The organism is Streptomyces sp. 2114.4 (assembly GCF_900187385.1).
In the GTDB taxonomy this organism is placed as follows: domain Bacteria; phylum Actinomycetota; class Actinomycetes; order Streptomycetales; family Streptomycetaceae; genus Streptomyces; species Streptomyces mooreae.
Genome location: NZ_FYEY01000001.1, coordinates 4,432,319 through 4,445,328 on the forward strand (window position 1 = coordinate 4,432,319; position 13,010 = coordinate 4,445,328).

Sequence of the window (13,010 nt, forward strand, 5' to 3'; positions counted from 1 at the left end):
GATCTCATCTGCCACAAAGGCGACGCCTGGTTCTGTGCCGTCGGGGACAAGAAGGCTGTCCCGAAACGGAACAGAGCGTTCCCTAGTGGAGCGGACCTCCGTCGCCCGCCGCATCACCAAGGGGCGGCCATGATTTCCGCCGAGTCCCGCTCAGCCGGACAACTCCTCCGTACTTCTCACCCCGGCCGCTCGCTGCCAGGACTCGACACGGCCACCTCAGCGAAGTACGCACCGGCGCTTTCCCTGCCGCACCCAGCTACCCGAACAACCACTCATGCCCCGATCACCGCCTCGGCCCGGACGCGAACCATCTCTCTCGCGCTCGCCCCGCCCTCTGAACTCCCATCCGCTATCCGACATGGAGCACACCCTGAAGATCCACCCCGCCGCAGACATCTTTCCGATGCTGAGCCAGGACGAACTGCTCGACCTCGCCGAATCCATCAAAGCCGAAGGCCAGCACCACCCGATCGTCCTCGACGCCGACGGAGCCGTTCTCGATGGCCGCAACCGCCTCGCCGCCTGCAAGCTCGCCGGCGTCGATCCCCGCTTCACCACCCACACCGGCAACGACCCCCTGGCTGAGGTCCTCAGCGGCAATCTGCGCCGCCGGCACATAGGCAAGGGCCAGCAGGCCATGATCACCATCATGGCCTGTTCCCTTTCGGGACACTCTCTGCGCGAGCAGGCCAAGCTCCACGGACTCAGCCGCAGTCGCCTGTCCGCCGCCAACGTCGTCCTCAAACACTCCCGGCGCCTCGCCGAACAGGTCCGCACCGGTGAGACCGGCCTCGACACCGCATACCGCACTGCTCTCGAAGACAAGGCCCGGACCGCCGCCCTCCAAGAGAAGTACGACCGCCTCCGCGAGTACGCCCCCGAACTCGCCGAACAGGTCACTGAGGGCCTCCTCGCCATCGACGACGCCATCAGCACCCTCGACGAACGCCAAGAGGAGGGACGACTCCAGCACCATGTGCGCGACGCCGACGCCATCCGTCTCGCCGACGGCGACACCGCTCCGTCCCTCGCTCAGCTCGTTGAGCAAGGAGACATCACCTGGCGTCAGGCGCACCAGCGGGCCGAGGAGTTCCTCGCCCAACGACAGGACGCCATCCACCGAGCGCGACAAGCCCTCCAGTTGATCGCCGAGACGTGGGCCACCGTCCAAGATCTTGCCGCCCGACTCGACACCCCCTACGGGCGAGACATCCTCGACGGCCTCACCCCCGAAGCCCGCTCCCTCGCCCAAAGCCTGACCACCCTGGTGTGACGGGGCGCACACCTCTTGGGGCCGGCACCCAGTCTCCGAGGGGACAGGAGGGGAGCCATCCGGGAGCCCGATTCCGAAGTCGGCTCCCAAATGGCTCCCAAGAGGCCCGAAAAACGAGTCAGGGGCCTGATCCGATTTCTCGGATCAGGCCCCTGACCTGTTGTTCCTTCAGTCGGGGTGGCGGGATTTGAACCCACGACCTCTTCGTCCCGAACGAAGCGCGCTGCCAAGCTGCGCTACACCCCGAAGCAACGAGCTCTACTTTAGCGGACTGATCCCCGTAGGTGAAATCCGGTTGTCGTGGAGCCGGGGAGCGGGCCTGACCTGGTCGATCCCGATGGTGATCAAAGGGAGGGCGCAGATGGCCAGGCCGAGGGTGAGGGCAGCGGTGACGGTGGGGGAGGGCGCGCCCGCGGCGGTGGGGAAGGCAAGGGTGAAGGCGAGGTAGAGCAGGGGGTAGGCCGGCCACTGCCAGGCGTAGGAGAGGCGGAAGCCGCGGGGGGTGGTGAGCAGGAGCCAGTCGGCGAGGGCGGCGAGGGGGGTGAGGGTGTAGAGGAGCTGAGAGGAGAGGGCTTGGGTCACGCCGGTGGTGGTGACCGGCAAGGTGAAGGCCGTGGTGCCGGCGGCCGGGAAGACGTAGTGGAGGAGGGCGGGGAGGCAGAGGAAGGGGACGAGCGCGCCGGCGATGCGAGGGCTTACGGGGTGGCGGCCGGTCCAGGCGCGGTGCGCGGAGCAGGCGGAGACCAGTGCCGCGGCGATGTTGGCCTGGACGGTGAAGTGGGTGAGGAGCTGGGCCGGGTCGGTGGTGCCGAGTGCCGCCAGGACGAGTCCGGTCAGGGCGGCCGCGGTGACGAGGAGACGGAAGGCGGCTGCCAGGGGGTGGCGGCTCGTAGGGGCGACGGCTGCTGCCGGGGTGCGGGCGGCGGCGCCGGCCGGGCCGGTGGCGTGGCGCGTGGACTGCGAGGTCCGGGTGGGGTCGGACATCCCTCCACCGTAGAGGGATGATCAACGGGTGCGGGAGACCCCGTCGGGCAAAACGCCCATCCGGCGGGATGACCGCCGGGTGAGAGGGATGCTCGGCAGGACGGCCGCCCGGCAAGACGGAGACTCGGCAGGACGGCCGCCCTGGCAAGACGCAGGCTGGGCCAAGACGGAGAGCGGGCAACACGGCCGCCCGCAAGACGGAGGCTGGGCCAAGGCAGAGGCTGGGCAAGGCGGCCGCCCGGTAAGACGGCCGCCCTCCCGCCCGCCTCGCCCCGCCCCGTTGGAGTCAGCCCCGCGCCGTAAGGGTCAGCAGGGTCGCCTCCGGGGGGCAGGCGAAGCGGACCGGGGTGTAGCGGTTGGTGCCGCAGCCGGCGGAGACGTGGAGGTAGGAGGTGTGGCCGCCGGCGGTGTGGGTGGACAGGCCCTTCACGCGGTCGGTGTCGATGTCGCAGTTGGTGACCAGGGCGCCGTAGAAGGGGATGCAGAGCTGGCCGCCGTGGGTGTGGCCGGCCAGGATCAGCGGATAGCCGTCGGCGGTGAAGGCGTCCAGGGAGCGCAGGTAGGGGGCGTGTACGACGGCCAGCGAGAGATCGGCACCGGATTCCGGGCCGCCGGCGACCTCGGCGTAGCGGTCACGCTTGATGTGCGGGTCGTCCAGGCCGGTCAGGGCGATCTCGATGCCCTCCAGCTTGAGGCGGCCGCGGGAATTGGACAGGCCGACCCAGCCGGCCGCGTCGAAGGCGTCGCGCAGCTCTTCCCACGGGTTGTGGACGGCGCCCACGGCGGGTGCATTGCCGTTGAGGCCGTGCCGGCCCTGCGCCCGCTCGAGCAGGTAGCGGGCGGGGTTGCGCAGCTTGGGGCCGTAGTAGTCGTTGGAGCCGAAGACGTAGGCGCCGGGGAATTCCATCAGCGGGCCGAGCGCGTCCAGCGCTTCGGGGACGCCCTCGGTGTCGGAGAGGTTGTCGCCCGTGTTGATGACGAAGTCGGGGCGCAGCCCGGCGAGCGACTGCAGCCAGCGCTGCTTCTTGCGCTGTCCGCTGACCATGTGGATGTCGGAGACCTGCAGGACGCGCAACGGCCGCATGCCGCGGGGCAGTACGGGCACGGTGACGCGCCGGAGGCGGAAGGAGCGGACTTCGAAGCCCGCGGCGTAGGCCAGGCCGGCCGCGCCGACTGCGGTCAGGGTCAGGGGTACTCCGTATCGCGCGCGCATGCACCCATCGTCGCAGAGTGCGGGGGGTGGATGCAGCGGGCGGGAGCCGCCCGGCGGGGTGCGCCGTGGCGGTGCCGGGGAGAAAAGGCGCCGTGGTTGTCGGCGGGTGGGGGCATACTCAACGTCATGACCACGCTCAAGTCCAAGCTGCAGGACGACCTCACCACCGCGATCAAGGCGCGCGACGAACTGCGTTCCTCCACCCTCCGCCTCACGCTGACCGCGATCCAGAAGGAGGAGGTCGCGGGCACCGAGGCACGCGAGCTGTCCGACGACGAGGTCGAGAAGATCATCGCGCGGGAGGCGAAGAAGCGCCGGGAGGCCGCGGACGCCTTCGAGAAGGGCGGCCGGGGCGATTCGGCCGAGCGGGAGCGCGCCGAGGGTGAGGTGCTCGCCGACTATCTGCCCAAGCAGCTGACCGACGACGAGCTGGAGCAGCTGGTCGCGGCGGCCGTGGCCGAGGCCAAGGGCGCCGGTGCCGAGGGGCCGCGCGCGATGGGTGCCGTGATGAAGATCGTCAACCCGCAGGTGGCGGGCCGCGCCGAGGGCGGCCGGGTGGCCGCGGTGGTGAAGAAGCTGCTCGCCGGCTGAGCGGCCGGACGGAGCTTTTCAGGGAAGATGAGGGGCGCCCCCATGGTGTGGGGCGCCCCTCCTTCTTTCGTTGTACGGGCCGGCGTCCTTCGCCGTACGGGCCGGCATCCGTGGCCGCCGTAGGGCCCAATCGGCCGTTCGCCAGCGGCAGTTCACCAGCCGCCGTTGCCGCCGCCCAGGACGTCGGGGAAGCCGGGGATGTGCCAGCCGCCGCCCGGCTTGTTGTTCCCGCCGTGGCCGCCCCGGCCGGGCTTGTGCTTGCCGCGGCCCTTGTCGCCCTCGTCGCCCTGGCTCTTGTCCTTCGTCGGATCGTCGATCGCGACGGTGGGCAGGGTGGGCGCGGGCCGTCCGGCCAGCGCGCCGGACATGGCATCGCGCCAGATGGGGCCGGGGGTGTCGGCGCCGTAGACCTTGTCGTGGGGCACGCCGCCGATGGTGATGTCGTACATCTTGCGCTTGTGCTGCGGGTCGCCGACCCAGACCGCGCCGGCCGCGTTGGGGGTGTAGCCGACGAACCAGGCGGCGTAGCGGCTGTCGGTGGTGCCGGTCTTGCCGGCGCTGTCGCGGCCCTTGAGTCCGGCCTCCTTGCCGGTGCCGTCCTCGACCACGCCCTTGAGCAGCGTGTTGATCGTGTCCGCGGTCTTCTTGGACATGGCGGTGCGGCAGCTGCTCTGCGGGACCTTCAGCGCCCGGCCGCGCGCGTCGGTGATCGACTCGATGGCCACCGGCGAGCAGTACCGGCCGCCGCCGGCGAAGGCGGCATATCCGGCCGCCATCGTGAGCGGCGACATCTCCTGGGTGCCGAGTGTCATCGACGGGACCTGCTGCAGCGCCTTGCCGTCCGCCCGCTCGATGCCCATCTTCTGTGCCATGTTGACCACGGGACAGACGCCGATGTCGCTGATCAGCTGCACGAAGTAGGTGTTGACCGACTTCGCGGTCGCCTCCTTCATGGAGTACGGGCCGACCTCTTCCTTGTTCTCGTTCTCGACGTTCTCGGAGCCGCTGCCCCGCCATTCGCCGTCACAGGTCTGGACGGGGCTGGGGTAGGGCATCCGGTACGGCGACGGGTACTCCTGCTCCGGATTCGTCCCCTGCTCCAGCGCGGCCGCCGCGACCACCGGCTTGAAGGTCGACCCGGGCAGGTAACCGGCGCCGCCGCCCATGTCGTGGTTGACCGAGAGGTTGATCACGGTCTCGTTCTCACCGAATCCGTACGGGCGCGACTGGCCCATGCCGAGGATCTTGCCGGTGCCCGGTTCGACGATGGTGGCGGCCGAGGCGACCGGGTCGTCCTCGTAGACGTGGTCCTTGAGCGACGCCTGCACCGACTTCTGGGTTTGCGGGTCAAGGGTGGTGCGGATGGTCATACCGCCCTCGTTCCAGCGCTGCAGACGGATCTTCCGGCTCTTGCCGAACGACTTGTCGCGGAGGAACACCGTGCGGATGTAGTCGCAGAAGAAGCCGGCGCCATGGGTGGCGGTGATGCAGCCGTTCTTGGGGCGGCTGACCGCCAGCTTGATCGGCTTCTTGGCGGCCGCGTCGGCCTCCGCCTGGGTGACGTCCTTCATATCGGCCATCCGCTGCAGCACGGTGTTGCGCCGCCGGGTGGCCTCCTGCGGGTCATTGACCGGGTCATAGCGGCTGGGCGACTGGACGATGCCCGCCAGCAGCGCCGACTCCCCGAGGTTCAGGTCCTTGGCGTGCTTGCTGAAGTAGCGCTGGGCGGCCGCCTCGATGCCGTAGGCCTGCTGCCCGAAGAACGTGATGTTGAGGTAGTTCTGCAGGATCTTGCGCTTGCCGAGCTCTTTCTCGACCTGGATCGCGTACTTGAGCTCCTTGACCTTGCGGCCGAGGGTCTGCTGGGTGGCCTGCGCGACCTTGTCCGGGTTGTCGCCCGCTTCCTCGATGAAGACGTTCTTCACATACTGCTGGGTCAGCGTCGAGGCGCCCTGGGAGACGGCACCGGACTGGGCGTTCTTGTTGAGCGCCCGCAGGATGCCCTTCACGTCGACGGCACCGTGCTGGTAGAAGCGCGCGTCCTCGATCGCGACTATCGCCTTCTGGATGTACGGCGACATGTCCTTGAGGTCGACGACCGTACGGTCACGGGAGTAGACCTTGGCGATCTCGCCGCCCTTGGCGTCCAGAATCCGGGTCCGCTGGCTGAGCGGCGGCGTCTTGAGGTTCGCCGGGATGTCGTCGAAGCCCTCGACCGATCCCTTGGCGGTCAGGCCCAGCGCCCCGGCCGCCGGGAGCGCAAGGCCGGCGAGCACTGCTCCGGCCAGGACGCTGACACCGAGGAACTTGGCGGCCTGCTGAGTCTTGGGCAGACCCCCGCCATCGCGCTTCTTAGGCATGAGGGCACCCTACGTTCTCAATCGCCGGACAGGGGCGCACCTGTTCGTTTAGCCTGTTCTCAGCTACCACAGCTGAACGGTTACGCATCGGTTCGTCAACCCCCTCCTCCCGCGGGTCGCGCCCCCACGTGCCCGTGTATGTCGAGAGAAACCCCGTGTCAGGACGGTGAACTGTCCCGTCTTGTGCACAACGTGACGTATGCCGTTCGGTCACTCCGTTGGGTGATCTGCCGCGTACGCATAGTCCGTTCGGGCCATTCAAGATTGGGCCCGAAGGGGGTGTTGCGCCCTGCCTGCCTTCCGTAACGTCCTCAACTGGCAACGGTGAATATGCCGATTGCCGCCGTGGGGGAGCCTCGATTCGGGAGAGGACGGCGCCAGCATGAGCTGGGTAACCGACTGGAGTGCACAGGCAGCCTGCCGCACTACCGATCCGGATGAACTGTTCGTACAAGGGGCAGCGCAGAACCGCGCCAAGGCAGTGTGCACCGGGTGTCCGGTACGCACGGAATGTCTGGCCGACGCCCTGGACAACCGGGTGGAGTTCGGCGTGTGGGGCGGGATGACCGAGCGCGAGCGGAGGGCGCTGCTGCGTCGCCGCCCGACCGTGACGTCATGGCGTCGGCTGTTGGAGACAGCGCGCACGGAGTACGAGCGCAGCACGGGCATCCTGCCGTTGGACTGCGAGGACGAGATCTTCGACGAGTTCGCCGCGGTCGGGTAGGCGGGCACCTGCGGGCTGTGGCCCGTGGCCCGCGGACTGCGGCCGGGAGATTTGGCCGAGAAGCTTTGGCTGGTGGCGCGTTCTGAGTGACGTGTGATGGCGTGCCATCAGTGTTGTTACGGCGCCCGGGAGTTGAGTGCTCCGGGCGCTGCGTGCACGGGAGTTGGTGCGTCCGGCAGTTGGGCTGCCAGATGTGGGACGCCCGGGGCGTGCGCAGGTGGTGCGGTGTGACACTTGGCTGTGTGTGACATGCGCCGGCGTGCGGACGTGTCGGTGCGTGTGTGCCTACCTGTTGTGCGCGCCGGTGAGAGACGTGGCATGAGGTGAGCGGCGCTTCGGTGGAAAGGCTCTTCGTGAGTGGCGACGGGCGCTGCGCGTTCGGTGGCTGAGCCGGCCGTGCGTACGGCTCAGCCGTCGGTGTCCGCGGGGTTCAGCGCGAGGCGGTCGCCGATGGCCCGCAGCCCCGCGAGGTCGTGGACATCGCCGGGCAGCGCGGCGACCTCGGCCACCGGAACCTCGGGATGCAGCGCGGTGAAGCGGTCCCGAGTGCGACGTTCGCGCGCGAGGACCTGCATACGTTCCGCGTGCAGCCGTAGCAGCCCGGCGGCCAGTTGGGCCGCCGAGACCGACGTGGGTGCTACATGATCCGCCGCGACAGCGGGGGAGAGGCTGCCGGCGGTACGTGATCCAGCCTTCCCGCCGTCGAGATCCACAATGCCGGTGGTTTCAAGATTATTTTCTGCGCGGCCGGGAGCCGGGTCGGCATCCATGGCGGAGCCGTGGTCGGGGCCGGCCGCTGCGACCGTGGCGGCGCCGGCGTCCGTGGCGGTCTCCGCGGCCGTTTCCGCGGCCGTGTCCGACGTTTCCGAAGCCGTGTCCGCGTGGGTGTCCTCCGCCATGCGGTCGGTCAGGGTCTCCGCGGCGGCCAGGGCGCGCTCGGCGCTCAGTTGGGCGGCGCCGCTGCCGTGCACCCGGTTCAGCACGAGGCCGGCCAGCGGCATCCGCTCGGCGGCCAGCCGCTCGACGAAGTACGCCGCCTCGCGCAGCGCGTCCCGCTCCGGCGCGGCCACCACGAGGAACGCCGTGCCGGGCGCCTGCAGCAGGCGGTAGGTGGCGTCCGCGCGGGTGCGGAAGCCGCCGAACATGGTGTCCATGGCTGCCACGAAGGTTTGTACATCGCGCAGCAGTTGACCGCCCATGAGCTTGCTGAGGGTGCCGGTCATCATCGACATGCCGACGTTGAGGAACTTCATGCCGGCCCGGCCGCCGACCTTCGCCGGCGCCATCAGCACCCGGATGAACTTGCCGTCCAGGAAGGAGCCGAGGCGCTTGGGAGCGTCGAGGAAGTCCAGTGCGGAACGGCTCGGCGGGGTGTCGACGATGATCAGGTCCCACTCGTCGTTCGCGCGGAGCTGGCCGAGCTTCTCCATGGCCATGTACTCCTGTGTGCCCGCGAAGCCGGCCGACAGGGACTGGTAGAAGGGGTTCTCCAGGATGGCGCGGGCCCGGTCGGCATCCGCATGGCCCTCGACGATCTCGTCGAAGGTGCGCTTCATGTCCAGCATCATGGCGTGCAGTTCGCCGCCCGCGCTCTCGTCGACGTCCTTGACCTGGCGCGGGACGTTGTCGAGCTCGGAGATGCCCATGGACTGGGCCAGCCGTCTGGCCGGGTCGATGGTCAGCACGACGACCCGGCGGCCGCGCTCGGCGGCGCGTACGCCCAGGGCCGCGGCGGTCGTGGTCTTGCCGACGCCGCCCGAGCCGCAGCACACCACGATGCGGGTGTGCGGGTCGTCGATCAGGGCATCGACCTCGAGCCGCGGGGCCGAGGCGTCCAGCGTCGTGGTGTCCGAGGTCATATGGGCCCCTGTTTCCGCAGGTCTCTCGCCAGGTGGTAGAGCCCGGCGAGGTCCACTCCCTCGGGGAGCAGCTCCAACTCGTAGGTGGGCAGGCCGAGCGCGGTCAGTTCGGCGTGTTCGGCGCGCTCCAGCTCGACCCGCTCGGCGTGTTCGCGCGCCTGCTCCAGCAGGGGGTCGATCAGCCGGTCCGCCAGGCCGCCGCGGCGGGCGCCGCCCAGACCGGCCTCGGAGAGCGCCTTGGCGACGCCCGTACGCGCCCCGCGGGCGGCGCTGTCGAGGGCGCCGTTGTCCAGCAGTGCCGGGCGGGTCATGTTGATGACGACGCCGCCCACCGGGATGCCGGCGGCACGCAGCTCGGCGACGCCGTCCGCGGTCTCCTGGACCGGCATCTCCTCCAGCAGCGTCACCAGATGCACCGCGGTCTCGGGCGATTTGAGGACCCGCATCACGGCCTGTGCCTGATTGTGGATCGGGCCGATCTTCGCGAGGCCGGCGACCTCGTCGTTGACGTTCAGGAAGCGGGTGATCCGGCCGGTCGGCGGGGCGTCCATCACGACCGCGTCGTAGACGAACTTTCCGCTCTTGTCCTTGCGGCGCACCGCTTCACACGCCTTGCCGGTCAGCAGGACGTCCCGCAGGCCCGGCGCGATGGTCGTGGCGAAGTCGATCGCGCCGAGTTTCTTCAGCGCCCGGCCCGCGCTGCCGAGCTTGTAGAACATCTGGAGGTAGTCCAGAAGGGCGCGTTCGGCGTCGATGGCCAGGGCATGGACCTCGCCGCCCGACCGTCTTCCGCCGCCGCGGGAGGACTCTCCCGCGGACTCCGCCCGGGGGGCGCCCCACGGCGACGCACCGTCCGATGCGGGACCCACCGCGATCTTGCGTTCCTCGTAAGGAAGCGCTTCCGTTTCGAACAACTGGGCAATGCCCTGCCGGCCCTCGACCTCGACCAGGAGGGTTCGTCGTCCCTCGGTGGCCAGGGCGAGGGCGAGGGCAGCGGCGACCGTGGTCTTGCCGGTACCGCCCTTGCCGCTGACGACATGGAGCCTGCTCACGCAAAGGAGCCTAACCAGTCCGCGTCCCGGCTACGCACGGGATACACCTGGGAAGCCCCGGAGAATCTTCCCGCGGCTTCTCCGGGAAGGGTCCGGGATGCTCCGTAGGGGTCGGGCGGCCGCGCGGCCGGAACGCCGTACGGGAGGGGTGCGGGCGGCCCGCGGCGGACGGCGTCCACCGCGCTCGTGGACAGGCATTACGCTCGGTCCATGACCAAGTGGGAATACGCGACCGTGCCGCTGCTGGTGCACGCGACGAAGCAGATTCTGGACACCTGGGGCGAGGACGGCTGGGAGCTCGTCCAGGTCGTGCCCGGCCCGAACAACCCCGAGCAGTTGGTGGCCTACCTGAAGCGGGAGAAGGCGTGAGCGCGGCGGAGGACAAGATCGCGGCGCTCGGGCTCAAGCTGCCGCAGGTCGTGCCGCCGCTGGCCACCTACCAGCCCGCCGTACGCTCCGGCGCCTATGTGTACACCTCCGGCCAGCTGCCGATGGTGGACGGCGCGCTGCCGGTCACCGGCAAGGTCGGTGCCGAGGTCAGCGCCGAGCAGGCCAAGGAACTCGCCGCGACCTGCGCACTCAACGCGCTGGCCGCCGTGAAGTCGGTCATCGGCGACCTCGACAAGATCCAGCGGGTCGTGAAGGTCGTCGGTTTTGTGGCCTCCGCGCCGGACTTCACCGGCCAGCCGGGTGTCCTCAACGGCGCCAGCGAGCTGCTGGGCGAGATCCTCGGCGACAAGGGCGTGCACGCCCGGTCCGCGGTGGGTGTGGCGGTGCTGCCGCTGGACGCCCCCGTCGAGGTCGAGATCCAGGTCGAGATCGCCGAGTAGACACCCTGTAACGGCACCGGGAAGACACCGCCGTAAGGGCGCCGGGCCAAGACCCGTACGGGATCTGCGCCCGAAGTGTGTGCCGTGTGCCGGAGGGCCCCTCGTCAGCAGGGGCCCTCCGGCGCGGAAGACGCCCTCGAACATCCGCGCGCGAGCGCATAGCATCCGGCCATGTCGTCCACGACCAACGGCCAGTGGTACCCACCGGAGTGGCCGGACCGCATCCGGGCACTCGCGAACGGCGAGCTGACCCCTGCCGAGCCCCGGCGGGCCGCCACCGTCCTGCTGCTGCGGGACTCCGTCTCCGGCGGGCCCACCGTCCACATGCTGCGCAGACGCACCTCCATGGCCTTCGCCGGCGGCGCGTACGCCTATCCGGGCGGCTCCGTCGATCCGCGCGACGAGCGACCGGTGGCCTGGGCCGGCCCGTCGCGCGCCCAGTGGGCGGTCCGTATGGGCGTCGACCCGGCGACCGCGCAGGCCATCGTCTGCGCGGCGGTCCGCGAGACGTTCGAGGAGGCGGGCGTGCTGCTCGCGGGCGCCTCGGCCGACACGGTCATCGCGGACACCACCGGCGAGGACTGGGAGGCCGACCGCGCCGCCCTCGTCGCCCATGAGCTGTCCTTCGCCGACTTCCTGGGCCGCCGCGGCCTGGTCCTGCGCTCCGATCTGCTCGGTGCCTGGGCCCGCTGGATCACCCCCGAGTTCGAGCCGCGGCGCTACGACACCTGGTTCTTCGTCGCGGCGCTCCCCGAGGGCCAGCGCACCTGGAACGCCTCCACGGAGGCGGACCGTACGGTATGGATCCGGCCGCAGGAGGCGGCGGCCGGATACGACCGCGGTGAGCTGCTGATGATGCCGCCGACCATCGCGACGCTGCGCTCGCTCCAGCCGTACGCCGCCTCGGCGGAGGTGCTGGCCGCGGCGGAGGCCCAGAACCTGACGCCGGTGCTGGCGCGGGCCCGCCTCGTGGGCGGGGAGATCGAGTTGAGCTGGCCGGGGCACGACGAGTTCACCAAGCACATCGCCCAGACCGGTGCCGGCACCGCTACCGATGCCGGTGCCGGCGCTGAATCCGGTGCCCCTGCCGACACCCGTGCCCCCGAGGACGACGACGGCCTTTCGGACGGCCCCGGCCCCTCGGACAGCCCCAGCCCCAGCCCCTCGGGAGGGACCCCCGCATGACCGAAGCATCCGCCCTCCCCGGTCAGCCCCGCGGCGGAGTGATCGCCGGGCAGGCGACCGCGCGGGCCCGGTGCGTACTGGCCCCGAACCCGTCGCCGATGACGCTGGACGGCACCAACACCTGGATCGTGGCCGAGCCGGACTCCGATCTCGCCGTCGTCATCGACCCCGGGCCGCTCGACGAGAGCCACCTGCGGGCCGTCATCGAGACCGCCGAGCGGGCCGGCAAGCGCATCGCACTGACCCTGCTGACCCACGGTCACCCCGACCACTCCGACGGGGCCGCCCGCTTCGCCGAACTGACCCGTTCGGCCGTACGGGCGCTGGACCCGGCGCTGCGCCTGGGCGACGAGGGGCTCGACGCGGGCGATGTCATCACCACCGGAGGCCTGGAACTGCGCGTGGTGCCCACCCCGGGCCACACCGCGGACTCGCTCTCCTTCCACCTCCCGGCCGACCACGCGGTACTCACCGGCGACACGATCCTGGGGCGCGGCACCACCGTGGTCGCACACCCCGACGGGCGGCTGGGCGACTACCTGGACTCGCTGCGCCGGCTGCGCTCCCTGACGGTCGACGACGGGGTGGCGACGGTCCTCCCGGGGCACGGGCCGGTGCTGAACGATGCACAGGGGGCGGTGGAGTTCTATCTGGCGCACCGCGCGCACCGGCTCGCCCAGGTGGAGACCGCGGTCGAGGCCGGACACCGCTCACCCGCCGAGGTCGTCGCGCACGTCTATGCCGATGTCGACCGCTCGCTGTGGCCGGCCGCCGAGCTGTCCGTGCGGGCACAGCTGGACTACCTGGGCGAACACGGGCTGATCGAGAGCTGACGGCGGCGGGTGGGGACGAGGGCGGGCGGCCGGGGAACTCCGGGCGAGGACGTTGGCCGGGGCGGTGGCGAGGGCGTGGGCCCGCCCCGCCCCCGGGCCCGGCGGA

General features: G+C 70.5%; 12 protein-coding genes and 1 tRNA gene. 7 read left to right on the forward strand and 6 right to left on the reverse strand.

Annotated elements, in window-relative coordinates; all coding sequences use genetic code 11:
• The first annotated feature begins 358 nt into the window (after window positions 1–358).
• Entirely contained in the window at window positions 359–1,273 is a 915-nt protein-coding gene (locus CFW40_RS19445) for a ParB N-terminal domain-containing protein (protein WP_176956449.1), read from the forward strand.
• Between the two features lie 172 nt (window positions 1,274–1,445).
• On the opposite strand, the gene CFW40_RS19450 is transcribed toward CFW40_RS19445, so the two are convergent.
• The 3 genes from CFW40_RS19450 to CFW40_RS19460 form a co-directional block, all read right to left on the reverse strand.
• Window positions 1,446–1,519 (reverse strand) — tRNA-Pro (locus tag CFW40_RS19450).
• A gap of 12 nt (window positions 1,520–1,531) precedes the next feature.
• Window positions 1,532–2,257, reverse strand: coding sequence for an integral membrane regulator (locus CFW40_RS19455; protein WP_088799100.1), 726 nt, complete (start codon window positions 2,255–2,257; stop codon window positions 1,532–1,534).
• A gap of 286 nt (window positions 2,258–2,543) precedes the next feature.
• The gene (locus CFW40_RS19460) at window positions 2,544–3,470 is read right to left on the reverse strand and encodes a metallophosphoesterase (RefSeq protein ID WP_088799101.1); all 927 of its coding nucleotides are present in this window, start codon (window positions 3,468–3,470) and stop codon (window positions 2,544–2,546) included.
• A 126-nt stretch (window positions 3,471–3,596) separates the two neighbouring features.
• Between CFW40_RS19460 and CFW40_RS19465 the strand changes: the two genes are divergently transcribed.
• Window positions 3,597–4,061 carry a GatB/YqeY domain-containing protein gene (locus CFW40_RS19465; RefSeq protein ID WP_088799102.1) on the forward strand — a complete coding sequence of 155 codons (465 nt, stop codon included), beginning with the start codon at window positions 3,597–3,599 and terminating at the stop codon, window positions 4,059–4,061.
• Between the two features lie 152 nt (window positions 4,062–4,213).
• On the opposite strand, the gene CFW40_RS19470 is transcribed toward CFW40_RS19465, so the two are convergent.
• Window positions 4,214–6,421: a transglycosylase domain-containing protein gene (locus tag CFW40_RS19470; protein WP_088799103.1), complete on the reverse strand. Its 2,208-nt coding sequence runs from the start codon at window positions 6,419–6,421 to the stop codon at window positions 4,214–4,216.
• Between the two features lie 382 nt (window positions 6,422–6,803).
• On the opposite strand from CFW40_RS19470, the gene CFW40_RS19480 reads away from it, so the two are divergent.
• The gene (locus CFW40_RS19480; protein WP_088799104.1) at window positions 6,804–7,145 is read left to right on the forward strand and encodes a WhiB family transcriptional regulator; all 342 of its coding nucleotides are present in this window, start codon (window positions 6,804–6,806) and stop codon (window positions 7,143–7,145) included.
• Window positions 7,146–7,552: 407 nt separating this feature from the next.
• On the opposite strand, the gene CFW40_RS19485 is transcribed toward CFW40_RS19480, so the two are convergent.
• Together CFW40_RS19485 and CFW40_RS19490 are read right to left on the reverse strand one after the other, a co-directional pair.
• Window positions 7,553–9,004 carry an ArsA family ATPase gene (locus CFW40_RS19485; protein WP_088799105.1) on the reverse strand — a complete coding sequence of 484 codons (1,452 nt, stop codon included), beginning with the start codon at window positions 9,002–9,004 and terminating at the stop codon, window positions 7,553–7,555.
• Window positions 9,001–10,056 carry an ArsA-related P-loop ATPase gene (locus tag CFW40_RS19490; protein ID WP_088799106.1) on the reverse strand — a complete coding sequence of 352 codons (1,056 nt, stop codon included), beginning with the start codon at window positions 10,054–10,056 and terminating at the stop codon, window positions 9,001–9,003. Before CFW40_RS19490 ends, CFW40_RS19485 begins: the two co-directional genes overlap by 4 nt.
• A gap of 210 nt (window positions 10,057–10,266) precedes the next feature.
• Here CFW40_RS19490 and CFW40_RS19495 point away from each other — a divergent pair, with 210 nt between their 5' ends.
• The 4 genes from CFW40_RS19495 (at window position 10,267) to CFW40_RS19510 (ending at window position 12,904) form a co-directional block, all read left to right on the forward strand.
• Complete coding sequence (locus CFW40_RS19495) at window positions 10,267–10,425, forward strand: DUF4177 domain-containing protein (RefSeq protein WP_003967454.1); 159 nt, start codon at window positions 10,267–10,269, stop codon at window positions 10,423–10,425.
• Complete coding sequence (locus CFW40_RS19500) at window positions 10,422–10,886, forward strand: RidA family protein (RefSeq protein WP_088799107.1); 465 nt, start codon at window positions 10,422–10,424, stop codon at window positions 10,884–10,886. The genes CFW40_RS19495 and CFW40_RS19500 overlap by 4 nt, the downstream gene beginning before the upstream one ends.
• 171 nt (window positions 10,887–11,057) lie before the next feature.
• Window positions 11,058–12,071 (forward strand): NUDIX hydrolase, encoded by a 1,014-nt coding sequence (locus CFW40_RS19505; RefSeq protein WP_256331382.1) that lies wholly within the window; start codon window positions 11,058–11,060, stop codon window positions 12,069–12,071.
• Window positions 12,068–12,904 (forward strand): MBL fold metallo-hydrolase, encoded by an 837-nt coding sequence (locus CFW40_RS19510; protein WP_088799108.1) that lies wholly within the window; start codon window positions 12,068–12,070, stop codon window positions 12,902–12,904. Before CFW40_RS19505 ends, CFW40_RS19510 begins: the two co-directional genes overlap by 4 nt.
• Window positions 12,905–13,010 lie beyond the last annotated feature (106 nt).

Coding starts and splice junctions, on each gene's coding strand:
- CFW40_RS19445 (WP_176956449.1), top strand. CDS start 359: ATGGAGCACACCCTGAAGATCCACCCCGCCGCAGACATCTTTCCGATG.
- CFW40_RS19455 (WP_088799100.1), bottom strand. CDS start 2,257: ATGTCCGACCCCACCCGGACCTCGCAGTCCACGCGCCACGCCACCGGC.
- CFW40_RS19460 (WP_088799101.1), bottom strand. CDS start 3,470: ATGCGCGCGCGATACGGAGTACCCCTGACCCTGACCGCAGTCGGCGCG.
- CFW40_RS19465 (WP_088799102.1), top strand. CDS start 3,597: ATGACCACGCTCAAGTCCAAGCTGCAGGACGACCTCACCACCGCGATC.
- CFW40_RS19470 (WP_088799103.1), bottom strand. CDS start 6,421: ATGCCTAAGAAGCGCGATGGCGGGGGTCTGCCCAAGACTCAGCAGGCC.
- CFW40_RS19480 (WP_088799104.1), top strand. CDS start 6,804: ATGAGCTGGGTAACCGACTGGAGTGCACAGGCAGCCTGCCGCACTACC.
- CFW40_RS19485 (WP_088799105.1), bottom strand. CDS start 9,004: ATGACCTCGGACACCACGACGCTGGACGCCTCGGCCCCGCGGCTCGAG.
- CFW40_RS19495 (WP_003967454.1), top strand. CDS start 10,267: ATGACCAAGTGGGAATACGCGACCGTGCCGCTGCTGGTGCACGCGACG.
- CFW40_RS19505 (WP_256331382.1), top strand. CDS start 11,058: ATGTCGTCCACGACCAACGGCCAGTGGTACCCACCGGAGTGGCCGGAC.
- CFW40_RS19510 (WP_088799108.1), top strand. CDS start 12,068: ATGACCGAAGCATCCGCCCTCCCCGGTCAGCCCCGCGGCGGAGTGATC.